This is a genomic window from Segatella copri (assembly GCF_002224675.1).
Classification (GTDB): Bacteria; Bacteroidota; Bacteroidia; order Bacteroidales; family Bacteroidaceae; genus Prevotella; species Prevotella copri_U.
Window position 1 is genome coordinate 16,594 of the sequence record NZ_NMPZ01000024.1, and the last position, 25,407, is coordinate 42,000.

Consider the following 25,407-nt stretch of genomic DNA (forward strand, 5'->3'; position numbering starts at 1 on the left):
TTATGTTGAATGTTTATTGAAGATATGTGTATCCAAAGAGACCATTGCGATAGGTGCCCAGAAATTCCTTGCCCTCATCGAGTGAAATCTTGCCTTCCTTCACACTCTTGGTTACCCACTGCTCCAACTGGCGGACGAGCTTCTTTGGATTGTACTGTACGTAATCCAATACCTCCTCTACGGTCTCGCCATCGAATATCTGGTCGATGCTGTATTTGCCGTCTTTTACGGAAATATGGGCAGCATTGGTGTCGCCGAAAAGATTGTGCATGTCGCCCAGAATCTCCTGATAGGCACCTACAAGGAACACACCGAGATAGTATGGCTCGTTCTTCTTCAATGGATGAAGAGGGAGAACGTTGCCGATATGACCATCGGTTACGAAGTTGGCAATCTTGCCGTCGCTGTCGCAGGTGATGTCCTGCAAGGTAGCGTTGCGGGTAGGACGCTCGTCCAGACGCTGGATAGGCATGATAGGGAAGAGCTGGTCGATAGCCCAACTGTCTGGCAGGCTCTGGAACAATGAGAAGTTGCAGAAATACTTGTCGGCAAGAATCTTGTCCAGTCCTCTCAGCTCCTCAGGCACGTGCTTCATGTGTTTGGCAAGATTATTGATCTCGTGGCATACGCTCCAGTACATCGCCTCAATCTCGGCACGGGTCTTCAAATCTACGATACCATGAGAGAAGAGCTGCAATGCCTCATCGCGAATCTGCTCAGCATCGTGCCAGTCTTCCAACATGTTGCGAGGATTCAGGTTGTCCCATATCTCATAAAGGTCCTTCACCAGCTGGTGGTCAGTCTCCTTTGCCTCAAACTCCTCTGGCATTTCCGGCAGGGAAGCAGTCTCCAAGACATCAATCACCAATACGGAGTGGTGGGCAGAGAGCGAGCGGCCACTCTCGGTGATGAGGTTAGGATGGTTGATATTGTTCTTGTTGGCTGCATCAACGAAAGTATAGACACAGTCGTTTACATACTCCTGGATAGAATAGTTCACGGAGCTTTCGCTGCTGGCAGAACGGGTGCCGTCGTAATCTACGCCAAGACCACCGCCACAATCTACGAAATCTACATTGTAGCCCATCTTGTGGAGGTTGATGTAGAACTGTGCTGCCTCACGGAGAGCCGTCTGGATGCGGCGGATTTTGGTAATCTGGCTTCCGATATGGAAGTGGATGAGGCGCAGGCAGTCGTGGAATCCCATCTCCTCAATCTTGTTGAGGGCGGTGAGCAGTTCGGCGCTTGTCAAACCGAACTTCGAAGCATCGCCACCGCTCTCAGCCCATTTTCCTGAGCCTGAAGAAGCGAGCTTGATGCGGATACCGATGTTTGGCTTCACGTTGAGCTTACTTGCCACCTTGGCGATGATATCCAGCTCGTTGAGCTTTTCTACCACGATGAAGATGCGCTTACCCATCTTCTGTGCGAGCAAGGCAAGTTCGATGTAGCTCTCGTCCTTGTAGCCATTGCAGATGATGAGCGAGTCGCTCTGTGCCTGTACGGCGATAACGGCATGAAGCTCTGGCTTGGAACCGGCTTCCAGTCCCAGGTTGAACTTCTTTCCATGAGAGATGATCTCCTCTACAACCGGCTGCATCTGGTTTACCTTGATAGGATAGATGACAAAGTTTTCCCCCTTGTAACCATATTCCTCCTTTGCCTTCTGAAAACAGCTTGCTGTCTTCTCGATGCGGTTGTCGAGGATGTCTGGGAAACGGAGCAGTACGGGAGCGTTGATGTCGCGTAATGCCAACTCGTCCATGATGTCGCGCAGGTCTATCTGCGTATTGTCCTTGCATGGAGTTACATAGACATCACCCTTGTCGTTGATGCCAAAGTAAGAAGTGCCCCAACCACCTATGTTGTAGAGCTCCTTCGAGTCTTCAATAGTCCATTTCTTCATTTTCTGTTCTTGGTCTTGCTAAAAAGTTTGTTCTATAATTTTTTCTGTTTATGATAAATCGTAGAAAGGTAAGCCGTCTCTTGTCTTGAGCTGGCTTACCTTTTTTCTTTATACGTTCAGCAGGCTACGAACCTCCTGTACCGTTTCGTTTACTTTATCCAAGTTGTCCATCACATTGATGTCTATGATATGTTTTGCCTTCTCATAGAAAGGCTCGCGCTGCTTCAGCTGCTCGCGGATGAATACCTGTACTTCCTCCGGAGTCTTGTTGAGCAGCAGGGGGCGTACGCCCTTGCCCATCTTGAGGTGAGCATAGAGGGTTTCTGGCGTTGCCTTGAGGTAGATGGTGTTGCCCGACTGGTTCATATACTCCATGTTGTCGAAGAAACAGGGTGTTCCTCCGCCACAGCTAACCACTACGTTTTCAAACTCCGCCACCTCGTGTAGCATGTTATGCTCTATCTGGCGGAATCCCTCTTCTCCTACTTCGTCAAAGATCTGCTTCACGGTTTTGCGCATGCGGCTCTCGATGTACCAATCGAGGTCGTAGAACATCACGCCAAGCTCTTTGGCGAGGGCCTTGCCGACAGTAGTCTTGCCGGCTCCCATATATCCAATGATGATGATAGACTTCATTTTATTCTTTTTTACTTCTTCTGCCTCTAGCCTTTGGTTCTGGTGCTTCCTTGATGATGGTCATGCACTCCTCGTAGCTGAGTGACTCTACGTTCTCCTGCTTTGCTTTCGGAATGCGATAGTTCTTGCCATCGAATGCGATGTAAGGACCATAGCGCCCGTTCAGGAGCTCCAGCTTGTTGTCTTCCTCAAAGGTCTTGATGTGGCGTTTCTGCTCGTTAGAGCGTTTTTCGTTGATAAGTTCCACTGCCTGTTCCAGGGTAATGGCCATTGGGTCGATTTCCTTTGGAATGGATACATACTTGCGGTCATGGAGTACGTATGGACCAAAACGGCCGCTTCCGATGGTTACGGTAGAGCCTTCGAACTCACCAACCTGGCGAGGCAGCTTGAAGAGTTCTAATGCTTCCTCCAGAGTGATGGTCTCAATGCTCTTGTCGGCAGGTAACTGGGCAAACTGTGGCTTGTCCTTGTCTTCGGCGGTACCAATCTGAACCACTGGACCGAATCTTCCGATCTTTACGAATACAGGGCGGCCGCTCTTTGGGTCCTTGCCCAGTTCTCGTTCACCGGCCTTGTGCTCGCTGCGTGCTTCCATCACACCCTTCACTTCCGGTTCGAAACGCTTGTCGAAGTCCTTCATCCATTTGGTCCACTCGGTCTTACCCTCGGCGATATCATCGAACTTCTGCTCTACGTTGGCAGTAAAGTTATAGTCCATAATGTTAGGGAAGTTGGCCATCAGGAAGTCGTTTACCACAATGCCGATATCGGTAGGGAGGAGCTTGCCCTTTTCAGAACCAGCCTGTTCCTTCTTGGTCTTCTGGGTAATCATGATACCCTTCAGCGTATCTACGGTGTAGGTGCGCTCCTCGCCCTGCTTGTCGCCCTTCACAACGTATTCACGCTGTTGGATGGTGCTGATGGTAGGAGCATAGGTAGATGGACGGCCAATGCCGAGGTCTTCCAGCTTCTTCACCAGACTTGCTTCGGTGTATCTTGCTGGTGCCAGAGAGAATTTCTCTGTGGCGATGATTTCACGGCGCTGCAACTCATCGCCTTTCTTCATGGCTGGCAGGAGATGGGTTGAATCTTCTACGTTCTCATCCTCATCGGTAGATTCACGATATACCTTGAGGAAACCATCGAATACTACAACCTCACCATTGGCAACAAACTTCTCGCTGGTGTTGTCGATGCTGATATTGATGGTAGTCTTCTCCAACTGGGCGTCCTCCATCTGCGAAGCGATGGTACGTTTCCATATCAGGTCGTAAAGACGCTTCTCCTGGCTGGTGCCATCGATGCTTGTCTCGCTCATGTAGGTAGGTCGGATGGCCTCGTGAGCCTCCTGTGCACCCTTGGAGTTGGTGTGATAGGCACGTGGCTTGCTGTATTCCTTGCCGTACTCCTTGATAATTTCATCCTTGCTGGCATTGCTGCAGAGGGAAGAGAGATTCACACTGTCGGTACGCATGTAGGTGATGCGTCCACCCTCGTACAGACGCTGAGCCACCATCATGGTCTGGCTTACGGTGAAGCCGAGCTTGCGGGCTGCTTCCTGCTGCAGGGTTGAGGTGGTGAAAGGAGGCGCTGGTGTACGCTTCAGCGGTTTCTTGGTGACAGCCTCTACGGTGAACTTGGCATCCTTGCACTTCTCCAGGAAGGCTTCCACCTCTTCATGGGTCTTGAAACGGTGGTCGAGTTCAGCCTTTACCTCTGTGGCTGCGCCATTCTCGCTGATCAGGGCGAATACGGCGTTGACACGATAGTATGGTTCGCTCTTGAACTTCTGGACTTCACGCTCACGCTCCACGATGAGGCGTACGGCAACACTCTGTACACGACCGGCAGAGAGGGCTGGCTTCACCTTTCTCCACAATACAGGAGAGAGCTTGAAGCCCACGATGCGGTCGAGCACACGACGTGCCTGCTGGGCATTCACCAAGTTCATGTCCAGATGGCGTGGGTGCTCAATAGCGTCCAAGATGGCAGGTTTGGTAATTTCATGGAAGACGATACGGCTTGTCTTCGCTTCATCCAGTCCGAGTACTTCGCAAAGGTGCCAGCTGATGGCTTCTCCCTCGCGGTCCTCATCGGATGCTAACCAAATCTTCTTAGCTTGCTTCGCTGTTGATTTCAATTCTGTGACGAGCTTTTTCTTTTCCTCAGGAATCTCATAACAAGGTTCCATGGTCTTCTCGTCTATACTGAGTTCCTTCTTCTTGAGGTCACGGATATGACCGTAAGAAGACATCACCTTGAAGTCTTTACCTAAAAACTCTTCGATTTTCTTAGCCTTTGCAGGGCTCTCGACGATTACTAAATTTTCTTGCATACGCTTCTACACAATTTCTTTTGGTCTGCAAAAGTAAATAAACTTTTTGCTTATACCTTATTATATAGTGATTTTTTTGGTTTTTTAAATGTTTTGGGGCGTATTTTCATTCTTTCGTCTTGAGTTTTGCAAGAAATTTGGCCACACCTTGTCTTATGGAGCCTAATCCGAACTCTTCGGGATGGAGGTTGCTGAGAGGAATCCAGTATGACTCCTCGGCATCGTCCATCGCCTCCACATGAGAGAGGTCTTTCACCTTTGCAACATAGAACATATCAAGGGTATGAACCAGAAAGTCGGAATAGAGATAGAGGTTGGGGATGCTGAACTGATAGTTTGCCCCGATTACCTCCAAACCCGTTTCTTCCTTTACTTCTCTAGCCACGCCTTCTTCACCGGTTTCATCCATATCTACGAAACCACCCGGCAAGTCGAGGGTGCCTTTGGCAGGTTCGTTTTTTCTGCGAACCACCAGAAGTTCTTCTTTCTCGTTGAGAATGAAGGCTACTGTGGCACTGCTGGGATTCAGATAGTAGGTGAATCCGCAGTCCTTGCATTTTTTACTCTTGAAGTTGTTGATCTCGAAATGTTGAGAACCGCAAACAGGGCAAAACTTGAATTTGTCTAAAACGTGACTCATAATATATATATTAAAGAGCGGTCGGTCTTTGGATTTCACAAAGATCGACCGCTATGTTATTAATTACCAATTGTCTGTTCGGAATGGGAAGAGAGGCAGACCGCCTGCATTCGCCATGTTGCCGAGCTGGAAGTTGCGGAAGCAGTAGCGCAGAGCTACCGGCTTCTTGACTTCAGGGCTGGTTACGATGACGCACTCGTTCCATCCGTCGTTGCCTTCCTGCCAGAAATGCTTGGCTGTGGCAGGATGGAACACCTTGTCTTCGCCGGCTACCTCGAAGCCCTTGATGCCTTCAAAGCGGTTATAGGCTCCGTAGGTGTTGTCGAAGTGAACCTTCACAGTGTCGCCAACAATCTTCATCTCCTTGAAAGTCATACTCTCGCAGAAGAGTCCCTTCATACCGTAGGTTTTGCTGAGTGCCTGAAGAGCCAGACGCTCACCTACAGGCTGCTTCTGGCATGGGTGAATCTGCTCTACCTCGTATGGATAAACCAGATCTTCGGTGCAGACGATGCCACTGTTCGGGATGATCTTGGCTGCATTAAACTGCTGCTCGCGAAGTCTTGGACCTGCATCACCATTCATATCGCCATTATGATAAGGTGCAATCTGCACGAAATAGAATGGCAGTTCGCCCTGCTTGAAGTCTCTGCGCCACTGGGCTACGAGGTCGGCAAGACGCTGTGTGTATTGACCTGCCGGGTCGCCCACGTTGGAACAGCCTTGATAGAAGAGGATTCCCTTCACGCTATAGTTGAGGATAGGATGGAAGGTTCCGTTGCCCCAGAGAAGAGGGTAGAGGAAGTCCCACTTGAACTTAGGATTCTTCGTCATCTTGAGGGAGTCGAGGTCTTCTTTCGTGTTCTTTTTCAGATAGTCACGATCGAGCCAGCTTTCTACTCGGCTTCCGCCCTTGTTTGCCATCACCAGTCCCACTGGTACGTCGAGCGCCTTGTTGACTACCTGTGCAAAGAAATATCCGGTGGCAGATGCATCGCCCACGGTTTCCGGATTAATCTCCTTCCATTCGCAGTTGGCGTCATCGAGTGGCTTGCTGCTCATCACGCTAGGAATCTTCACGTAGTGTACTCCTTTATATTGGTTGGCTTCCAATACAGCCTTGTTGTAGCCTTCTACAGGGCAGTTGCCGAAACCTTTTACCGGCATCTCCATATTGCTCTGTCCGGCGCAGACCCATACTTCACCAGCCAAGATGTTCTTGAGGGTGGTCTTTTCGCCATCATCGAAGGTAATGGAGAGCGGAGTGTAGCTAGCCTTGGGAGTCTGTACCTTGACAGCCCACTTGCCATCCTTTCCGGTCTTTGCAGAATATTTCTGCTGCGACCATGAGGTGCTTACCTCTACCAGGGTACCAGGCTTGTCCCAACCCCAGAGGTTGGCTTCTGAATCTTGTTGGATAATCATGTTGTCACCCAGGATGTGTGGCAACTTTACTTTAGCGTTTGCTCCTGCTGTTACGAGAGCTAATGCTGCGAAAGCTAAAAGTTTCTTGTTCATTTTTTAGTGCTTAAAATTTATTGTTGCTGTTAATCTATTGTAGCTCGTATTGGATGATAGAAGCCGGAAGTCTGGAGAAAAGTCCAGACTTCCGACTTGTCTGTTGTATGAAAGCTCGTATTAAAGAAGGTTCTTGATGGCTGCATCAATGTCCTTGATCTGTATGTCGCGGGCTCTCAGAGTATTGCTTCTGTCAATGAGGAAGAAGGTAGGGATGCTCTGCACGTTGTAGAGCTGGAGACTTGTTCCCTGGATACCGTTCTCTTCACGTACGCAGATCCATGGAAGGGCAGCGGTAGATGTTTTCCAGAAGTGCTCATCTGGATCTACGGAAACCTGATAGATTTCCAGTCCGGCAGCATGATATTTGTTGTAAAGCTCACGGAGCATCATGATGCGCTTGGTGCTCTCGTTGCTGGCGAAGATATGGAAATCGAGCAATACCACCTTGCCGGTGAGATCAGAGAGGCGGCGAACCTGTCCCTTGTTGTCCTGTAGGGCAATTTCTATGCATCCGTTTACGCTCACCTTGCTTGCCTCAATCTGCTGCTGTGCACGCTGCCTGTCAATGATACGGATATCCTTCATGCCTTCGATGGCGATGTTGTGCAGGTTCTTGCCACGCTCTGCGCCTGGATAGTAAGTATCCCAGCTTGTAGCTACGGCAGCGAATACTTTCACGTCATCCTTGTTGTTGCGAGGGTTGAAGATGAGTGAGTTGGTGTTGCCCAACTGGATAGTCTGGAAGAGTGCATAGTAAGAGGAAGCCTTCATCGGCTCCTTGAAGATGTAGTTGGTCTTTACATCCTGCTTGTATGCAGCCAGCATGCGAGCCACGATGACATCCATGGAATCTACCCCGATGTTAGGGCTCTTGATGATGCCATTGATGTTGCTCTGCAGAGTCATCTGCTTGAGCGAAAGTTCCTTGATCTTGCTGCAGTTCTCTGAGCCTTCCACCTCGTACTTGTAGCTCATCTGAGGATAAGCTGCCTTCACGTTGACGGTCTCGGTTGAGTCGATACTGAGGTTGATGCTCTGGTTGGCAATGCGGAGACGGTAGAATTCAGGAGTGATGCTGTCCATCGCATTCTCTTCGAAAGCGAAGGATCCATCTTCACCCAGTTTCACCGAGTCGATCTTCACCGGACCATTCAGACTGAGATTCTCCAGGTAGAGCATAGAGTCCTGAGCCTCGGTAATATTACCGTTGATATGAAATTTCTTGTTGTTACAAGAAGTGAGAGCCAGCGCAGCTACCATAATCACTGCCGCTGAATAGATTCTAGATATCTTCATGAATTTTAGTATTTTGCGAAATTATCGACTGCAAAGGTAGTAATAAAATCGGGAATAATGCACCTTAGATAGATAAAATTATTAAAAAAGTAGAAAATAGTTGCCCAAATATTCGTTTATTAATTATTAAAGAGGTATCTTTGCACCGTTTTAGATATTAGATGTTAGACAAAACAATAAGTTTTAATAATTAGATGAACGTAATTACAAAAAGTGTTCAGTTGCCTGATGGAAGAACCATCACAATTGAGACCGGAAAAGTTGCAAAACAGGCTGATGGTGCTGCGGTTCTCCGCATGGGTAACACAGTGCTTCTCGCAACTGTTTGTGCAGCAAAGGATGCAGTTCCGGGTACAGATTTCATGCCTTTGCAAGTAGATTACCGTGAGCAGTACAGTGCTGCTGGCCGTTTCCCTGGTGGTTTCACCAAGCGCGAAGGCAAGGCTAGCGACGAGGAGATCCTTACCTCTCGCCTTGTGGACCGTGCTTTGCGTCCACTTTTCCCTTCTAACTACCATGCAGAAGTTTACGTACAGGTAATGTTGCTCTCAGCCGATGGTGTTGACCAGCCAGATGCCCTTGCAGGTTTCGCTGCTTCAGCTGCCATGGCTTGTTCAGATATTCCTTTCGAGCACTACATCTCTGAGGTTCGTGTAGCTCGTATCAATGGTGAGTATGTTGTTAACCCTACATTCCAGCAGATGGAAGAGGCTGACATGGATATCATGGTTGGTGCTACCAAGGAGAACATCATGATGGTGGAAGGTGAGATGAAGGAAGTTGCTGAGCAGGATCTGATCGGTGCCCTCAAGGCTGCTGCCGAGGCTATCAAGCCTATGTGTGAGCTCCAGTATGAGTTGGCTAAGGAGAAGGGTACTGACGTGAAGCGTGAGTATGATCATGAGATCAACGACGAGGAACTCCGTGAGCAGATCAAGTCTGAGCTTTACAAGCCTGCTTATGATATCAACCACCAGGCTTTGGAGAAACATGCTCGTCAGGATGCTTTCGACAAGGTTTTGGCTGACTTCCTTGAGAAGTATGACGCAGCTCATACCGATCTCTCTGAGGAAGACCTGGAGGAGAAGCACGCTGAGGCTACCCGCTACTATGATGACGTAATGCGCGATGCTATGCGTCGTTGCATCCTCGATGAGGGCTTGCGTCTTGATGGTCGTGCTACTACAGATATCCGCCCTATCTGGTGCGAGGTGTCTCCACTCCCAATGCCTCACGGAAGCGCTATCTTCCAGCGTGGTGAGACTATGTCTCTCTCTACATGTACTCTTGGTACAAAGATGGATGAGAAGCTTATCGACGGTGTGCTCGAGAAGAGCTACCAGCGCTTCCTCCTTCACTATAACTTCCCTCCATTCTCTACAGGTGAAGCTAAGGCTCAGCGCGGCGTAGGCCGTCGTGAGATTGGTCACGGTCACTTGGCATGGCGTGGTTTGAAGGGTCAGATTCCTGCAGACTTCCCTTACACCGTACGTTTGGTAAGTCAGATCCTGGAGTCTAACGGTTCTTCTTCTATGGCTACTGTTTGTGCCGGTACTCTCGCCCTGATGGATGCAGGTGTTCCTATGAAGAAGCCAGTTTCTGGTATCGCTATGGGGCTTATCAAGAACCCAGGTGAGGACAAGTACGCTATCCTCAGTGATATCCTCGGTGATGAGGACCACTTGGGTGATATGGACTTCAAGACCACAGGTACCCGCGATGGTTTGACCGCTACACAGATGGATATCAAGTGCGACGGTTTGAGCTTCGAGATTCTCGAGGAGGCTTTGATGCAGGCTAAGGCTGGTCGTGAGCACATCCTCAACTGCATGATGGAGACAATCTCTGAGCCACGTGCTGAGATGAAGCCACAGGTTCCACGTATTGTAGCATTCGATATTCCTAAGGAGTTCATCGGTGCTGTCATCGGCCCTGGTGGTAAGATTATCCAGCAGATGCAGGAGGATACTGGTGCTACTATCACTATCGAGGAGACTGATGGTAAGGGTCACGTACAGGTATCTGCTCCTAACAAGGATTCTATCGATGCTGCTTTGGCTAAGATCAAGGCTATCGTAGCTGTTCCTGAGGTTGGTGAGGTTTACGAGGGTACTGTTCGCTCTATCATGCCTTACGGTTGCTTCGTAGAGATTCTCCCAGGTAAGGATGGTTTGCTCCACATCTCTGAGATTGATTGGAAGCGTCTTGAGACAGTTGAAGAGGCTGGCATCAAGGAAGGCGACAAGATCAAGGTGAAGTTGATGGAGATTGATCCTAAGACTGGCAAGTACAAGCTCTCTCATCGTGTGTTGATGGAGAAGCCTGAGGGTTACGTAGAGCGTGAGCGTCGTCCACGTCCAGAGCGCGGTGAGCGTCGTGGTCGTCGTGATGATCGTCATGAGGGCCGTGGTGAGCGTCCAGCTCGTCAGCCACGTCGTTACGAGCATCGTAACGAGGAGCAGGCTCCTAAGGATTTCAACGATTCTTTGGATCATAACAATGATGTAGAATAATCCTAGTATTATATACATTAATAAATATAGATGGGTGCATTTCGTCAAAAAAGCGGAATGCACCCGTTTTTTTGTCAGAACCCTATGAAACTGTTTCCTTAAGGAAAAAAATAAATATCCTTAAGGAAAAAAATATTTTCCCTTAAGGAAAAAATATATTCTCCTTAAGTACACTTTTAATTGCAGAATTATATGTAAAAGATTCGTGATGAGTGTAAAGGGGGATAGCCTAAGAACATTGGGTGTAAACAGGGGGGACTTTAAGATGTCTAAAAACAATAAAGCCCTGCAAGTGAAAACTTGCAAGGCTTATGTAATGCGCTTCAAGATGGGCTTGAACCAACGACCCCCTGATTAACAGTCAGGTGCTCTAACCAACTGAGCTATTGAAGCATTTGGTTTGAAAAAGAACAGAGTTACAAGTAAAACCTGCGACTCTTTTGCGCTTCAAGATGGGCTTGAACCAACGACCCCCTGATTAACAGTCAGGTGCTCTAACCAACTGAGCTATTGAAGCATTTTGCATTGCGGAATGTTGCGTTCCTTATTTGCGTGTGCAAAAGTACTAACTTTTCTTCATTCAGCCAAATTTTTCGGCAACTTTTTTCTGTTTTTCCTTAAAAAAGTGCATTTTTCGGTGGTTTTCACTACTTTTTGCATCAATTATGGCAGTTTTCGAGAAGAAATGAGTACTTTTGTGGTCGAATAATCATATAACTAAGGTAAACATGAAAAAAGTATTGGTTTCATTGCTGATGGCGCTCCTCGTGGTGCCATCTATTGCACAAACAGATAAAGATCACGACTTCAAGATGGCTAAGAATATGGATATCTTCAATGCCATCTATAAGAATCTTGACTTGATGTACGTTGATACGCTCGATGCCGAAGAGGTGGTGGGCAATGGCGTTAAGGCGATGTTGGGAAGCCTCGACCCTTATACTACCTACTATCCGGAGGAAAAAGTCAACGAACTGAAGAATATGCTCACCGGCAAATATGCTGGTGTGGGTGCTGTGGTGCGCTATAACTTCCAGTTGCAGCGTGTGTGTATCAGTGAACCTTATGCCAATATGCCTGCTGCAGAAGTGGGATTGAAGAAGGGTGATATCATCCTGAGTATCGATGACGAGGATATGACCAATAAGGAAGTGAGCTATGTAAGCGATCATCTTCGTGGAGAACCGGGTTCTTCCTTTATGTTGAAGGTAAAGCGACCAAGTACTGGTAAGATTCTGAAGGTAAAGGTAACTCGCCGTACTATCCAGATGCCTTTCCTGCCATATTACGGAATGATGGAAGGTGGTATCGGTTATATCAACTTCAATTCTTTCACCGATAATTGTGCCAAGGATGTGCGCCGTGCTTTCATCGACCTGAAGAAGCAGGGAGCCAAGGGACTCGTCTTCGACCTCAGAAGTAATGGCGGTGGTTCGGTGAGCGAGGCCGTGAGCATTGTCAATATGTTCTTGCCAAAGGGAAAGACTGTATTGAAAATGAAGGGTAGATTGCAACGTTCCAACAATGAATACAAGACTACGGTAGAACCTGTTGACTCTGTGATGCCGATGGTAGTTCTGGTGAGTGGAAACACAGCCAGTTCCAGCGAGATAATGAGCGGTAGTCTGCAGGACTATGACCGTGCTATTATATTAGGTACGCGCACGTATGGAAAAGGTCTGGTACAGACCACTATGGATTTGCCATACAATGGACAGATGAAACTTACTACAGCCAAGTATTACATTCCAAGTGGCAGATGCGTGCAGGCACTTAATTACAAGCATGCCAAAGGCGGCTATGTGGAGCATGTCCCAGATTCACTTACCAAGGTGTTCTATACTGCCGGTGGCAGAGAGGTGCGTGATGGAGGCGGTGTGAAGCCGGATGTAGAGGTGAAGCCGGATTCCTTGCCAAACATTGCTTTCTATCTCGCCGGTGCCCGCGACAGTAATGAGGTGATGCTCAACTACGAAGTGGATTATATCGCCAAACATCCTACTATCGCACCTGCCAAGGATTTTGCTTTGACAGATGCCGACTATGATGAGTTCAAGTCCCGCGTTCTGAAAGCGGATTTCAAGTACGACCGTGAGACCGAGAAATATCTCAAGGATTTGGAGAAACTCGCTAAGTTTGAAGGATATTACGAGGATGCAAAACCTGAGTTCGAGGCATTGAAAAAGAAGTTGAGTCACAATGTGGCAAAAGACTTGGATTTCAATAAAGACTACATCAAGCAGCTTTTGGAAAACGACATCGTGGCAGCTTATTATTTCCAGGCTGGAGCCATCCAGAATTCCCTGCGTTACGACAAGCAGGTCAAGGCTGCTGTCAAGTTGTTAAATTCTCCGGAAGAATACGGAAAAATACTCCATCCTGTGAAGAAATAACAACAAAAACCTGCACAATCGCCTAAAATTGCGCAGGTTATGAATAAAAAACAGAAAAATCTTTGGAGATTTTCAAAAATATTAGTAATTTTGCACACGTTCAGTGGAATGAGGGGCTCGCAAGAGTTCCTCATTTTATTTTAAATAGGTATATATGATAGATAAAAACGTCGTAAAAAAATTAGTTGATGAATGGCTCCAAGATCAGGAATATTTCTTGGTGGACATTGAAATCAGTCCAGACAATCGTATCGTAGTCGAGATTGACCATGTAGATGGTGTATGGATTGAAGATTGTGTGGCTTTGAGTAGATATATCGAGGAACGATTGAGTCGTGATGACGAGGACTATGAGCTGGAAGTAGGTTCTGCTGGTCTGGGTCAACCATTCAAGGTTCCACAGCAGTATATCAACTTCATTGGCAAGGAGGTAGAGGTGCTCGATGCTGACGGTATCAAGGTAAAGGGTATCTTGAAGGCTGTGGATGGCAATGATTTCACAGTAGGCGTAGAAGAAAAAGTGAAGGTAGAGGGCAAGAAACATCCTGTAAAGCAGGAGGTTGACCATGTTTACCAGATGGATAAAGTAAAATATACAAAATATATAATCAGTTTCAAATAAGCTATGGCTAAAAAAGAGCAAGAATTAACAGCGAGTATGATTGATACATTCCGCGAGTTTAAAGAAACCAAGAATATCGACCGTACAACATTGGTAAGTGTATTGGAGGAAAGCTTCCGCAATGTACTTGCCAGAATTTTCGGTAGTGATGAGAATTTCGATGTAATCGTAAACCCAGACAAGGGCGATTTCGAGATTTATCGTAACCGTGTCGTTGTTGCTGATGGTGAGGTAGAAGATGAGAACAAGGAGATTACGCTTACCGAAGCACGCAAGATTGAGCCTGACTATGAGGTAGGTGAGGATGTGAGCGAGAAGGTAGATTTCAATAAGTTCGGTCGCCGTGCTATCTTGACTCTTCGCCAGACTTTGGCTTCTAAGATTCTTGAGCTTGAGCACGACTCACTCTACAATAAGTATAAAGACCGTGTTGGACAGGTAATCTCTGGTGAGGTTTATCAGGTATGGAAGCGCGAGGTTCTTATCGTTGATGACGAGAACAACGAGTTGATGTTGCCTAAGACGGAGCAGATTCCTGGCGATATGTATCGTAAGGGCGAGACTGTACGTGCCGTCATCCTTCGTGTTGACAACGATAACAACAATCCTAAGATTATCTTGAGCCGTACAGCGCCAATCTTCCTGCAGCGCCTGTTGGAGGCTGAGGTTCCTGAGATTGCAGATGGCTTGGTTGCTATCCGTCGCATTGCCCGTCTCCCTGGCGAGCGTGCCAAGATTGCAGTAGAGAGCTTCGATGAGCGTATCGACCCAGTTGGAGCTTGTGTAGGTGTTAAGGGTAGCCGTGTTCACGGTATCGTTCGCGAGCTTTGCAACGAGAACCTCGACGTCATCAACTATAGCTCTAATACCAAGCTGTTTATCCAGCGTGCCTTGGCACCAGCCAATATTACGTCTGTGAATATCGACGAGGAGAACAAGAAGGCAGAGGTGTTCCTGAAGCCTGAGGAGGTTAGTCTGGCTATCGGCCGTGGCGGTATGAACATCAAGTTGGCTTCTATGTTGACAGAATATACCATCGATGTATTCCGTGAGGTAGATGAGAATGAGGCTGACGAGGATATCTACTTGGATGAATTCTCTGACGAGATTGACCAGTGGGTTATCGATGCTATCAAGGGTATCGGTTATGACACAGCTAAGCAGGTGCTCAATGCACCACGTGATATGATCGTAGAGAAGGCTGACCTTGAGGAGGAAACCGTGGATAACGTACTCAAGGTATTGAGAGCTGAATTCGAACAATAATTTCCCTAGCTGGCGAGTGCTTGCAGGGAATCTAACTTTAAAAATAGGAGAATAAAATAAATTTATGAGCATCAGATTAAATAAAGCACTACGTGAATTGAATATAGGACTTCAGACGGCAGTTGAATTCCTAGAAAAAAGAAAGGACCTGGGAGAGGTCAAGGCCGAACCGAGCTTCAAACTCAGCGACCAGCAATACAAGGCATTGAACGATGCCTTCAGTCAAGATAAGGAGGTTCGTGATCAGGCCGAGAAACTCATCACCAAGAAGGCCAAGGATAAGAAGCGTGCGCCTGAGCAGAAGGACCATCGTGCCGAAAGCTTATTGGAGTCGAGCAACCAGCAGCAGTATAAGCCGTTGGGTAAGATTGACTTGGATAGCATCGGAAAGGGTAAGTCTGTAGAGTCTGCTGCTAAAAAGTCGGAGGCACCGAAGCATGAGACTGCTGCCGTCAGTCATGCGCCAGTGAAAGATGCTCATCGTAATGAGCCAAAACATGACCAGAGATCTACCCATGGATCTCACCAAAAACAAGAGATGAAACAAGAGAATCAGCAAAAGTCACAGCAGCCAAAGATGAACGACTTTAAGGGTCAGAAGAATGCTGCACAAGGTAACAAGAATGTAGAGGCTCAGCAGCAGAATGCTGAGCAGAAGGCTGCTGACAACAGCCAGCCTTCTAGCGTGTTCACATTGAAGAGTGAGAAGAAATATACTTCAAATGAACCTAAGGTGTTGGGTAAGATTGATCTTTCTTCTCTCAATCAGAGCACTCGTCCTAAGAAGAAGTCTAAGGAGGAGCGTCGTAAGGAGCGTGAAGAGAAGTTGGCGCAGCAGCACAATGATCGCAAGAAGCGTGTTCGTATCAACAAGGAGCGTGTTGACATCAATGCCGAGGCTAAGAACAACAGTGCCGATGGTAATGGCCAGAATAAGGGCAACAATGGTGGCAACAACAAGAAGAATAGAAACAAGAATAGAAATAATAATAATAACAATAATAACAACCGCGGCAATAACAATAACAACCGTGGCAATCAGCGCCAGATTGAGGTGGACGACGAGGCTGTAGCACGCCAGGTAAAGGAGACTCTCGCTCGCTTGACTAGCAAGAGCCAGAACAAGAAGGGTGCTAAGTACCGCAAGGAGAAGCGTGAGGCTGTTCAGGAAAAGTTGCAGGATCAGGCTCGTCAGGAGCAGAAGGAAAGCAAGACCCTGAAGCTCACTGAGTTCGTTACCGTTAGCGAGTTGGCTACGATGATGGACATCAGCGTTACTCAGGTTATCTCTACCCTGATGGGTGTAGGTATCATGGTATCTATCAACCAGCGTCTGGATGCTGAAACCATCAACATGGTGGCTGAGGAGTTCGGTTTCAAGACCGAATACGTGAGTGCCGAGGTTCAGGAGGCAGTGAGCGAGGAAGAGGATGATGAGAACGACTTGGTTCCACGTGCTCCAATCGTAACCGTGATGGGTCACGTTGACCACGGTAAGACCTCTTTGCTCGACTATATCCGCAATACCAATGTGATTGCCGGTGAGGCGGGTGGTATTACCCAGCATATCGGTGCTTACAGTGTGACTCTGAACAGTGGTCGCAAGGTAACCTTCCTGGATACTCCAGGTCACGAGGCGTTTACCGCCATGCGTGCCCGTGGTGCCCAGGCTACCGATATCGCCATCATCATCATCGCAGCCGATGACTCCGTGATGCCTACTACCAAGGAGGCTATTGCTCATGCGCAGGCTGCCGGTGTGCCAATGGTATTCGCCATCAACAAGATTGATAAGCCAGGTGCCAACCCAGACCGTATCCGTGAGGACTTGGCTAACATGAACCTGCTCGTTGAGGAGTGGGGTGGTAAGTATCAGTGCCAGGAAATCAGTGCCAAGAAGGGTATCGGTGTTCACGATCTGCTCGACAAGGTGCTCCTCGAGGCTGATATGCTCGACTTGAAGGCTAACCCTAACCGTCGTGCAACAGGTACCATCATCGAGTCTTCTCTCGACAAGGGTCGTGGATATGTTTCTACCGTATTGGTTGCCAACGGTACCTTGAAGGTAGGCGATATTGTTCTCGCAGGTACTTCTTGGGGTCGTGTCAAGGCGATGTTCAATGAGCGTAATGCCAATATCAAGTCAGCTGCTCCTGCAGAGCCAGCTATCATCCTCGGTTTGAATGGTGCGCCTACAGCAGGTGACCAGTTCCACGTAATCGAGACAGAGCAGGAGGCTCGTGAAATCGCCAACAAGCGTGAGCAGTTGCAGCGTGAACAGGGCTTGCGTACTCAGAAGCGCTTGACCTTGGGTGATATTTCTCACCGTATCGCACGTGGTGAGTTCCACGAGTTGAACGTCATCGTAAAGGGTGATACCGACGGTTCTGTTGAGGCATTGAGCGACTCATTCATCAAGCTTTCTACTGAGAAGGTTCAGGTGAACGTAGTCAACAAGGCTGTGGGTCAGATTTCTGAGAACGACGTGATGCTGGCATCTGCTTCAGATGCAGTCATCGTTGGTTTCCAGGTTCGTCCATCTGCCGATGCTCGCAAGGCTGCCGACCGTGAGGGAGTTGAAATCAACACATACTCTATCATCTACGATGCTATCGACGATATCAAGAGTGCGATGGTAGGTATGCTCGACAAGGTGAAGAAGGAAATCGTTACCGGTCAGGTTGAGGTGAAGCAGACCTTCAAGATTTCCAAGGTGGGTACTATTGCCGGTGGTCTCGTTACCGAGGGTAAGGTACACGCTAAGGATAAGGCTCGCGTCATCCGTGACGGTATCGTGATCCGTACAGCAGAAATCGGTGCCTTGAAGCGTTACAAGGACGATGTCAAGGAGGTGGTTACCGGTATGGAGTGCGGTTTGAGCCTCGTCAACTACAACGATATCCAGGAAGGCGACGTTATCGAGACCTTCACAGAGATCGAGGTAGAGCAGAAGTTGTAATATAGCATATATTATATATAATAAGGTAGGGATGAGTCCTCAGCGGCTTATCCCTATTTAGGGTTAAAATAACGAAAGGTTATTCTAAATAAAATGGCAGAAATAGAGAAAGAACAGAATCAGGTTGTCAAGGATGTGATAGACCAGAAATATGAGTATGGTTTTACCACCGATGTACATACTGAAATCATAGAAAAGGGTCTCAACGAGGATGTTGTGCGCCTGATCTCGCAGAAGAAGGGAGAGCCAGACTGGATGCTCGAATTTCGTCTGAAAGCCTACAATTACTGGAAGACGCTCAAGGAGCCAAAGTGGGGACACGTGCACGTGCCACCTATTGACTACCAGGAGATTTCATACTATGCCGATCCTTTGGCAAAGAAGCCGAAGAACAAGGAGATTGATCCTGAGCTGGAGAAGACATTCGATAAGCTCGGTATTCCTCTGGAGGAGCGCTTGGCATTGAGCGGTACCGCCGTAGATGCCATCATGGACTCTGTGTCGGTGAAGACTACCTTCAAGGAGAAACTCCGTGAGAAGGGCGTCATCTTCTGCAGTATCGGTGAGGCTGTGAAGGAGCATCCTGATTTGGTAAGAGAGTATCTGGGAACTGTGGTTCCTTATCGTGATAACTTCTATGCAGCCTTGAACAGTTGCGTATTCAGTGATGGCTCATTCGTTTATATTCCTAAGGGCGTACGCTGCCCTATGGAGTTGAGCAGTTACTTCCGCATCAATGCCCGTAATACCGGTCAGTTTGAGCGTACATTGATCATCGCCGATGATGATGCCTACGTTTCTTACCTGGAGGGATGTACAGCGCCAATGCGTGATGAGAATCAGCTTCATGCGGCTATCGTAGAGATAATTGTCAAGGACAATGCTGAGGTGAAGTACTCTACCGTTCAGAACTGGTATCCTGGTGATGAACATGGTAAGGGTGGCGTGCTGAATCTGGTAACCAAGCGAGGCGACTTGCGTGGTGTGAACTCTAAGTTGAGTTGGACTCAGGTAGAGACGGGTTCTGCGATTACCTGGAAGTATCCTTCCTGCATCTTGCGTGGCGACAACTCTGTGGCTGAGTTCTACAGTGTGGCTGTTACCAACAACTATCAGGAGGCTGATACCGGTACCAAGATGATTCACATGGGTAAGAATACCAAGAGTACCATCATCTCTAAGGGTATTTCGGCAGGACATAGCCAGAATTCCTATCGTGGATTGGTTCGTGCTACATCCAATGCCGATAATGCCCGTAACTACAGTTCCTGCGACTCTTTGTTGCTGGGTAGCGATTGCGGAGCGCATACCTTCCCATATATGGATGCTCATAACGACACAGCCGTGTTCGAACATGAAGCAACTACCTCGAAGATTTCAGAAGACCAGCTCTTCTATTGCAATCAGCGAGGCATTCCTACCGAGGAGGCTGTCGGCTTGATCGTAAACGGTTATGCCAAGGATGTGCTCAACAAGTTGCCTATGGAGTTTGCCGTAGAGGCACAGAAACTCCTGAGTGTTTCACTCGAAGGAACCGTAGGATAATCATTATCATTCTCGATGAAATCGATAAAAATTGACTAAAATTATGTTAGAGGTTAAGAATCTGCATGCTACTATTGCAGGCAAAGAAATATTGAAAGGTATCAACCTGACTATCAACGATGGTGAGATACATGCTATCATGGGACCTAACGGTTCCGGTAAGTCAACCTTGAGCGCTGTGCTCACAGGTAACCCTCTCTATACAGTAACAGAGGGCGAGGCTATCTTCAACGGCAAGAACCTTCTGGATATGAAGCCTGAGGATCGTGCCCGTGAGGGATTGTTCCTCTCTTTCCAGTATCCAGTGGAGATTCCTGGTGTATCCATGACCAACTTCATGCGTGCGGCTATCAATGCCAAGCGTGAGTATCAGGGCTTGGAGCCATTGAACACCAGCGAATTCATGAAGCTGATGCGCGAGAAGCGTGAGTTGGTGGAACTGGACAGCAAGTTGGCTCGCCGTTCTGTAAACGAAGGCTTCTCTGGTGGTGAGAAGAAGCGCAACGAGATTTTCCAGATGGCAATGTTGGAGCCAAAGCTCTCTATCCTCGATGAAACCGACTCTGGTCTCGACGTGGATGCGATGCGTATTGTGGCTGACGGTGTGAACAAGATGCATACCGACCAGACATCTGCCATCGTCATTACTCACTATGAGCGTCTGCTCGATATGATTAAGCCAAGTGTGGTTCACGTTCTCTATAAGGGTAGAATCGTGAAGACTGCCGGTCCTGAACTTGCCAAGGAGATTGAGGCTCGTGGCTACGACTGGATCAAGGCTGAAGTAGATGAGAAATAATTAGGAGGATGGCTATGCTTTCAGAAAATCAATATTTAGACTTGTATCAGTCTTCTTCGAGAATGATCAAGAAGAACAGTGCTGAGGTGCTCAATGCGGTGCGCGATGCTGCCTTCGAGGACTTCCGTCGCCTGGGCTTCCCTTCCCGCAAGGTGGAAAGATACAAGTATACAGATATGAGCGCCATCTTCGAGCCAGATTATGGCTTGAACTTGAATCGCCTGGAAATCCCTGTAGATCCATACGAGGCTTTCCGTTGCGATGTGCCTAACCTGAGTACTTCGCTCTACTTCGTGGTGAACGATGCTTTCTATAACAAGGCATTGCCTAAGGTGGAGTTGCCGGAGGGTGTCATCGTGGACTCTTTGAACAAGATTGCTGCAGAAAACCCAGAATTCATCGGGAAATACTACGCTAAGATTGCCAAAACCGATGAAGATGGCATCACGGCATTGAATACATTCCTGGCACAGGATGGCTTGCTTATCTACGTACCAAAGAACGTGAAGGTGGAGCGAACCATTCAGGTCATCAATATTCTCCGTTCGGATGTAGATTTGATGGTAAACCGCCGTGTGCTCATCGTGATGGAACAGGGTGCTGAGGCTAAGTTCCTCTTCTGCGATCATGCAGCCGATGATAAGAACTTCCTCGCTACCCAGGTAATCGAGGCTTATGTAGGCGAGAATGCCAGTCTCGACCTCTATTGTCTGGAGGAGACTCATTACAAGAACCGTCGTGTCAGCAACGTTTATATTGAGCAGCAGGCTAACAGCCGTGTAAACCATAACGTGATTACACTCCATAACGGTATCACCCGCAACCGCCTCGACCTCGTATTCAAGGGCGAGGGAGCCGAGTGCTTCTGTAATGGTTGTGTGATTGCTGATAAGAACCAGGTGGTAGATAACAATACGCTCATCGATCATCAGGTGGGTCATTGCACCAGCAACGAGCTTTATAAGTATGTGCTCGATGGTGAGGCACGTGGTGCTTTTGCCGGTAGAGTATTGGTTCGTCATGGTGCCCAGAAGACTACTTCTCAGGAAACCAACCAGAACCTCTGTGCTACGAAGACTGCCCGCATGTTCACCCAGCCGATGCTGGAGATTTATGCCGACGATGTGAAGTGTGCACACGGTAGTACTGTAGGTCAGCTCAACGATGCGGCATTGTTCTATATGCAGCAGCGTGGTGTGAGCCGTGAGGAGGCTAAGTTGCTCCTTCAGTTTGCATTTATCAACGAAGTCATCGACAAGATGGAGCTGGAGCCATTGCGCGATCGCCTACATCATCTCGTAGAGAAGCGATTCCGTGGTGAACTCAATAAGTGCGAGGGTTGCAAGCTTTGCAAGTAGATAATATCCTTTTAAAGGAGTTAAGTTCTTAAAAATATGTATGATATCAATCAAGTAAGAGCAGATTTCCCGATTTTATCGAGAACGGTATATGATAAGCCATTGGTGTATCTGGATAATGCGGCAACCACGCAGAAGCCATTGTGTGTGCTCGATGCCATGCGCGACGAGTATCTCAACGTAAATGCCAATGTGCATCGTGGCGTTCACTATCTCTCTCAGCAGGCTACCGACCTTCATGAGGCAGCCCGCGAAACCGTGCGCAAGTTTATCAATGCGCCTAAGGTTGAGGAAGTCATCTTTACCCGTGGTACTACCGAGAGTCTGAATCTCGTGGTTTCATCGTTCAGCGATGCCTTTATGAGCGAGGGCGATGAGGTGATTATCTCTACCATGGAGCATCACTCCAATATCGTACCTTGGCAGTTGCAGGCTGCCAAGAAGGGAATTGCCATCCGTGTAATCCCAATCAACGATAAAGGTGAGATTAACCTCGATGAATTCGCCAATTTATTTACCGAACGTACCAAAATCGTGAGCATTGCCCAGGTGAGCAACGTGCTCGGTACGGTGAATCCGGTAAAAGAGATGATTAAGATAGCTCATGAGCACGATGTACCTGTCATGGTGGATGGTGCCCAGAGTACTCCTCATTTCGCAGTGGATGTGCAGGATATGGATTGCGATTTCTTCGCTTTCAGCGGTCATAAGATTTATGGTCCTACCGGTATCGGTGTGCTTTACGGCAAGGAAGAATGGCTCGACAAGTTGCCTCCTTATCAGGGAGGTGGTGAAATGATTGAGAGCGTAAGTTTCGAAAAGACTACATTCGAGAAGTTACCTTTCAAGTTTGAGGCTGGTACTCCTGATTATGTTGCTACCCACGGTTTGGCTAAAGCCATTGATTATGTCTCAGCGCTCGGTATGGACAACATCGCCAAGCATGAGCAGGAACTCACCCGCTACTGTATGGAGCAGATGCGAACCATCGATGGAATCAGACTTTTCGGTGAGCAGGAAGGTAAGGATGCCGTTGTCAGTTTCTTGGTTGGTGATATTCATCACATGGATATGGGAACATTGCTCGACCGTCTGGGTATAGCTGTCCGTACCGGTCATCACTGTGCTCAGCCTTTGATGGACCGCTATGGCATTCTGGGAACCGTTCGTGCAAGCTTCGCCTTGTACAACACCAAGGAAGAGGTTGATGCGCTTATAGCAGGCGTAAAACGCGTTTCTCAGATGTTCTAGGTCGGACAGTGAACTTGTTCGTCTTCTTAACTTCATTTATCTTCTTAAGTAGATAAGAATATGTTAGAAAGTCATTATTATAAGGATATGATTGAGGCGGGCTGCGATGAGGCGGGCAGAGGTTGTCTGGCTGGTAGCGTCTATGCTGCAGCAGTGATTCTTCCTCCCGATTATCAGAACCCTGACCTCAATGATAGCAAAAAGCTGACTGACAAGAAACGCAAGGCGCTCCGTGAACAGATAGAGCGTGATGCTGTGGCTTGGGCTGTGGGCATTGTTACTCCCGAAGAAATCGATCAGATCAATATTCTGAATGCGAGTTTCCTGGCAATGCATCGTGCCTTGGACCAGCTGAAGGTACGTCCTGAGGCGGTGATTGTGGATGGTAATCGTTTCAAGCCTTACAAGGACCTGCCTTATACCACGATTGTAAAAGGAGATGGAAAGTATCTCTCGATAGCTGCGGCAAGCATTCTTGCCAAGACTTATCGTGATGACTATATGGATGAGCTTGCAGAGGAATATCCACAGTACGACTGGAAGGGTAACAAGGGTTATCCTACCAAGAAGCATCGTGCTGCCATCAGGGAGTTTGGCATTACGCCTTATCATCGCAAGAGCTACAATCTTCTAGGCACAGGTGAACTCTCACTCGATTTTAAAGACTAGGCATCATAGCTGCAGTGCTATGATTTCCATATAAAAAAGCCGTTCAACAGATTTGCCTGTTGAGCGGCTTTTGATTTTGATTAGAAGTCGAGGGTGATGCCCTTTTCCTAATCAGGCAAAAAAAAAGAGCCGCAAGTAAAAACTTGCAGCTCCTTGTACCCAGACCCGGGATCGAACCGGGATGGGTTGCCCCACTGGTGTTTGAGACCAGCGCGTCTACCGATTCCGCCATCTGGGCGATGGTGTTTGCAAAGGAAAGAGCCGCAAGTAAAAACTTGCAGCTCCTTGTACCCAGACCCGGGATCGAACCGGGATGGATTGCTCCACTGGTGTTTGAGACCAGCGCGTCTACCGATTCCGCCATCTGGGCGATTGCGTGTGCAAAGGTACAAATAAAAATTGAAATAGCAAACTTTTTGGTGATTTTTTTTCTGAAAAAACAATTCCAGAGGCGAAAAAAGCTAAAAATGTGTTTTATTTCTCCTATTCTTTATTAAATTCTTAGAAAAGATTTGGCTTTCTCGCAGATAATGAGTAATTTTACACTTGAATTTAGTAACTTATAAAAAATGAACTATAATATGACACTTAATGATAATAATAATTATTGTGTGATTCTCGCAGGTGGAAAAGGTCGAAGACTTTGGCCATGCAGTCGGAGCAGTCATCCAAAACAGTTCATTGACTTCTTTGGAGTCGGACGTACCCAATTGCAGCAGACATTCGATCGCATGGCAAAGATAGTACCTGCCGACCATATTTATATCAATACCAACGAGGAATATGTAGATTTGGTGAAAGAGCAGTTGCCAGAGGTGTCTGCCGACCGCATTATGGCTGAGCCTATTCATCGCAATACGGCTCCAAGTATGGCTTGGGCTAACCATCGCATCTCCATGCTGAACCCTGATGCGTGCATCATCAATACTCCTTCCGATCAGGCCATCTTCAATGAAGAGGCTTTCCGCAAGAATGTATTGGAGGGCTTGGCGTTTGTTGCAGCTAACGACCGTTTCCTGACGATGGCTGTCAAGCCTACCCGTCCGGAACCGGGTTATGGTTATATCCAAATGGGCGATGTGGTAGAAGAGGATATCTATGCCGTACAGTCGTTTACGGAGAAACCTGAGCGTGATTTCGCCAAGATCTTTGTTGAGAGTGGCGAGTTCTATTGGAATACAGGTATCTTCCTGAGCAATGTCAAGCATCTGCGTGAGTGCTTCTGCAAGATTCTGCCTCCTGTGCTTCGTGAGTATGATAAGAAATATCCGGAGTTCAGCATAGAGACGGAGAATGCCTATATGAAGGAGACCTTCTCTTCTTACCCTAATATCTCGGTAGATTTTGGCGTATTGGACAAGCCATCCAATGCCTGCATGATGAAATGCGACTTCGGATGGGCCGACCTGGGTACCTGGCACAGTATCTATGAGGCGATGCAGAAGAGCGAGGATGACAATGTGGTGATAGACAGCGATGTCTTCATCGAGGATTGCCATAATACGGTGGTGAAGATGCCGAAAGGCAAGCTTGCCGTACTCAATGGTCTTGATGGCTTTATCGTTGCCGAGAAAGACAATGTGCTCCTGGTATGCAAGAAGGAAGATTCTTCTGCCCTTATTCGCAAGTATGTGAATGAGATACAGATGAAGAAGGGCGATGAATACGTATAGGATAGAAAAAGAGCAGCGAATC

Annotated in this window: 17 protein-coding genes and 4 tRNA genes; 11 read left to right on the forward strand and 10 right to left on the reverse strand. The window is 47.7% G+C overall.

Annotated elements, in window-relative coordinates; genetic code table 11:
* Positions 1–13: 13 nt before the first annotated feature.
* From speA to CFT61_RS12910, 6 genes are all read right to left on the reverse strand, one after another.
* The gene (gene speA, locus CFT61_RS12885; protein WP_089544826.1) at positions 14–1,906 is read right to left on the reverse strand and encodes a biosynthetic arginine decarboxylase; all 1,893 of its coding nucleotides are present in this window, start codon (positions 1,904–1,906) and stop codon (positions 14–16) included.
* A 108-nt stretch (positions 1,907–2,014) separates the two neighbouring features.
* A complete protein-coding gene (locus tag CFT61_RS12890; protein WP_089544827.1) occupies positions 2,015–2,542 on the reverse strand; it encodes a shikimate kinase in 528 nt (175 codons plus the stop codon).
* 1 nt (position 2,543) lies between these two features.
* Positions 2,544–4,880, reverse strand: a complete 2,337-nt coding sequence (gene topA, locus CFT61_RS12895) for a type I DNA topoisomerase (protein ID WP_089544828.1) — start codon at positions 4,878–4,880, stop codon at positions 2,544–2,546.
* 106 nt (positions 4,881–4,986) lie between these two features.
* Positions 4,987–5,520: an NUDIX hydrolase gene (locus CFT61_RS12900; RefSeq protein ID WP_089544829.1), complete on the reverse strand. Its 534-nt coding sequence runs from the start codon at positions 5,518–5,520 to the stop codon at positions 4,987–4,989.
* Positions 5,521–5,583: 63 nt separating this feature from the next.
* Positions 5,584–7,038, reverse strand: a complete 1,455-nt coding sequence (locus CFT61_RS12905; protein ID WP_089544830.1) for a sialate O-acetylesterase — start codon at positions 7,036–7,038, stop codon at positions 5,584–5,586.
* A 120-nt stretch (positions 7,039–7,158) separates the two neighbouring features.
* On the reverse strand, positions 7,159–8,337 hold the full coding sequence (locus CFT61_RS12910; RefSeq protein ID WP_089544831.1) for a TlpA disulfide reductase family protein: 1,179 nt from the start codon (positions 8,335–8,337) through the stop codon (positions 7,159–7,161).
* A gap of 194 nt (positions 8,338–8,531) precedes the next feature.
* Between CFT61_RS12910 and pnp the strand changes: the two genes are divergently transcribed.
* Complete coding sequence (gene pnp / locus CFT61_RS12915; RefSeq protein ID WP_089544832.1) at positions 8,532–10,850, forward strand: polyribonucleotide nucleotidyltransferase; 2,319 nt, start codon at positions 8,532–8,534, stop codon at positions 10,848–10,850.
* A 319-nt stretch (positions 10,851–11,169) separates the two neighbouring features.
* Here the strand turns inward: pnp and CFT61_RS12920 are convergent.
* Both CFT61_RS12920 and CFT61_RS12925 read right to left on the reverse strand, forming a co-directional pair.
* Positions 11,170–11,243 (reverse strand) — tRNA-Asn (locus CFT61_RS12920).
* Between the two features lie 50 nt (positions 11,244–11,293).
* Positions 11,294–11,367 (reverse strand) — tRNA-Asn (locus tag CFT61_RS12925).
* 211 nt (positions 11,368–11,578) lie between these two features.
* Here CFT61_RS12925 and CFT61_RS12930 point away from each other — a divergent pair.
* The 9 genes from CFT61_RS12930 to CFT61_RS12970 all read left to right on the forward strand — a co-directional run bounded on the left by CFT61_RS12930 (position 11,579) and on the right by CFT61_RS12970 (position 23,712).
* Positions 11,579–13,243: a S41 family peptidase gene (locus tag CFT61_RS12930; RefSeq protein WP_089544833.1), complete on the forward strand. Its 1,665-nt coding sequence runs from the start codon at positions 11,579–11,581 to the stop codon at positions 13,241–13,243.
* Positions 13,244–13,397: 154 nt separating this feature from the next.
* Entirely contained in the window at positions 13,398–13,865 is a 468-nt protein-coding gene (gene rimP / locus CFT61_RS12935) for a ribosome assembly cofactor RimP (protein WP_089544834.1), read from the forward strand.
* Positions 13,866–13,868: 3 nt separating this feature from the next.
* The gene (nusA, locus tag CFT61_RS12940; RefSeq protein WP_089544835.1) at positions 13,869–15,131 is read left to right on the forward strand and encodes a transcription termination factor NusA; all 1,263 of its coding nucleotides are present in this window, start codon (positions 13,869–13,871) and stop codon (positions 15,129–15,131) included.
* 64 nt (positions 15,132–15,195) lie between these two features.
* The gene (gene infB / locus CFT61_RS12945) at positions 15,196–18,090 is read left to right on the forward strand and encodes a translation initiation factor IF-2 (RefSeq protein ID WP_089544836.1); all 2,895 of its coding nucleotides are present in this window, start codon (positions 15,196–15,198) and stop codon (positions 18,088–18,090) included.
* A 93-nt stretch (positions 18,091–18,183) separates the two neighbouring features.
* Complete coding sequence (gene sufB / locus CFT61_RS12950; RefSeq protein WP_022120773.1) at positions 18,184–19,635, forward strand: Fe-S cluster assembly protein SufB; 1,452 nt, start codon at positions 18,184–18,186, stop codon at positions 19,633–19,635.
* A 43-nt stretch (positions 19,636–19,678) separates the two neighbouring features.
* Positions 19,679–20,434, forward strand: a complete 756-nt coding sequence (gene sufC / locus CFT61_RS12955; protein WP_089544837.1) for a Fe-S cluster assembly ATPase SufC — start codon at positions 19,679–19,681, stop codon at positions 20,432–20,434.
* Between the two features lie 14 nt (positions 20,435–20,448).
* A complete protein-coding gene (sufD, locus tag CFT61_RS12960; protein WP_089544851.1) occupies positions 20,449–21,792 on the forward strand; it encodes a Fe-S cluster assembly protein SufD in 1,344 nt (447 codons plus the stop codon).
* A 36-nt stretch (positions 21,793–21,828) separates the two neighbouring features.
* Positions 21,829–23,043: an aminotransferase class V-fold PLP-dependent enzyme gene (locus CFT61_RS12965; RefSeq protein ID WP_089544838.1), complete on the forward strand. Its 1,215-nt coding sequence runs from the start codon at positions 21,829–21,831 to the stop codon at positions 23,041–23,043.
* Between the two features lie 60 nt (positions 23,044–23,103).
* Positions 23,104–23,712, forward strand: a complete 609-nt coding sequence (locus tag CFT61_RS12970; protein WP_089544839.1) for a ribonuclease HII — start codon at positions 23,104–23,106, stop codon at positions 23,710–23,712.
* Between the two features lie 156 nt (positions 23,713–23,868).
* Here CFT61_RS12970 and CFT61_RS12975 read toward each other — a convergent pair.
* Together CFT61_RS12975 and CFT61_RS12980 are read right to left on the reverse strand one after the other, a co-directional pair.
* Positions 23,869–23,950 (reverse strand) — tRNA-Leu (locus CFT61_RS12975).
* A gap of 50 nt (positions 23,951–24,000) precedes the next feature.
* A tRNA-Leu gene (locus CFT61_RS12980) sits at positions 24,001–24,082 on the reverse strand.
* Between the two features lie 199 nt (positions 24,083–24,281).
* Between CFT61_RS12980 and CFT61_RS12985 the strand changes: the two genes are divergently transcribed.
* Positions 24,282–25,385 carry a mannose-1-phosphate guanylyltransferase gene (locus CFT61_RS12985; protein ID WP_428848525.1) on the forward strand — a complete coding sequence of 368 codons (1,104 nt, stop codon included), beginning with the start codon at positions 24,282–24,284 and terminating at the stop codon, positions 25,383–25,385.
* The last annotated feature ends 22 nt before the right edge of the window (positions 25,386–25,407 follow it).

Coding starts and splice junctions, on each gene's coding strand:
- CFT61_RS12985 (WP_428848525.1), top strand. CDS start 24,282: ATGAACTATAATATGACACTTAATGATAATAATAATTATTGTGTGATT.
- nusA (WP_089544835.1), top strand. CDS start 13,869: ATGGCTAAAAAAGAGCAAGAATTAACAGCGAGTATGATTGATACATTC.
- sufC (WP_089544837.1), top strand. CDS start 19,679: ATGTTAGAGGTTAAGAATCTGCATGCTACTATTGCAGGCAAAGAAATA.
- sufD (WP_089544851.1), top strand. CDS start 20,449: ATGCTTTCAGAAAATCAATATTTAGACTTGTATCAGTCTTCTTCGAGA.
- topA (WP_089544828.1), bottom strand. CDS start 4,880: ATGCAAGAAAATTTAGTAATCGTCGAGAGCCCTGCAAAGGCTAAGAAA.
- pnp (WP_089544832.1), top strand. CDS start 8,532: ATGAACGTAATTACAAAAAGTGTTCAGTTGCCTGATGGAAGAACCATC.
- CFT61_RS12965 (WP_089544838.1), top strand. CDS start 21,829: ATGTATGATATCAATCAAGTAAGAGCAGATTTCCCGATTTTATCGAGA.
- speA (WP_089544826.1), bottom strand. CDS start 1,906: ATGAAGAAATGGACTATTGAAGACTCGAAGGAGCTCTACAACATAGGT.
- sufB (WP_022120773.1), top strand. CDS start 18,184: ATGGCAGAAATAGAGAAAGAACAGAATCAGGTTGTCAAGGATGTGATA.
- rimP (WP_089544834.1), top strand. CDS start 13,398: ATGATAGATAAAAACGTCGTAAAAAAATTAGTTGATGAATGGCTCCAA.
- CFT61_RS12930 (WP_089544833.1), top strand. CDS start 11,579: ATGAAAAAAGTATTGGTTTCATTGCTGATGGCGCTCCTCGTGGTGCCA.
- CFT61_RS12970 (WP_089544839.1), top strand. CDS start 23,104: ATGTTAGAAAGTCATTATTATAAGGATATGATTGAGGCGGGCTGCGAT.
- CFT61_RS12905 (WP_089544830.1), bottom strand. CDS start 7,038: ATGAACAAGAAACTTTTAGCTTTCGCAGCATTAGCTCTCGTAACAGCA.
- CFT61_RS12910 (WP_089544831.1), bottom strand. CDS start 8,337: ATGAAGATATCTAGAATCTATTCAGCGGCAGTGATTATGGTAGCTGCG.
- CFT61_RS12900 (WP_089544829.1), bottom strand. CDS start 5,520: ATGAGTCACGTTTTAGACAAATTCAAGTTTTGCCCTGTTTGCGGTTCT.
- CFT61_RS12890 (WP_089544827.1), bottom strand. CDS start 2,542: ATGAAGTCTATCATCATCATTGGATATATGGGAGCCGGCAAGACTACT.
- infB (WP_089544836.1), top strand. CDS start 15,196: ATGAGCATCAGATTAAATAAAGCACTACGTGAATTGAATATAGGACTT.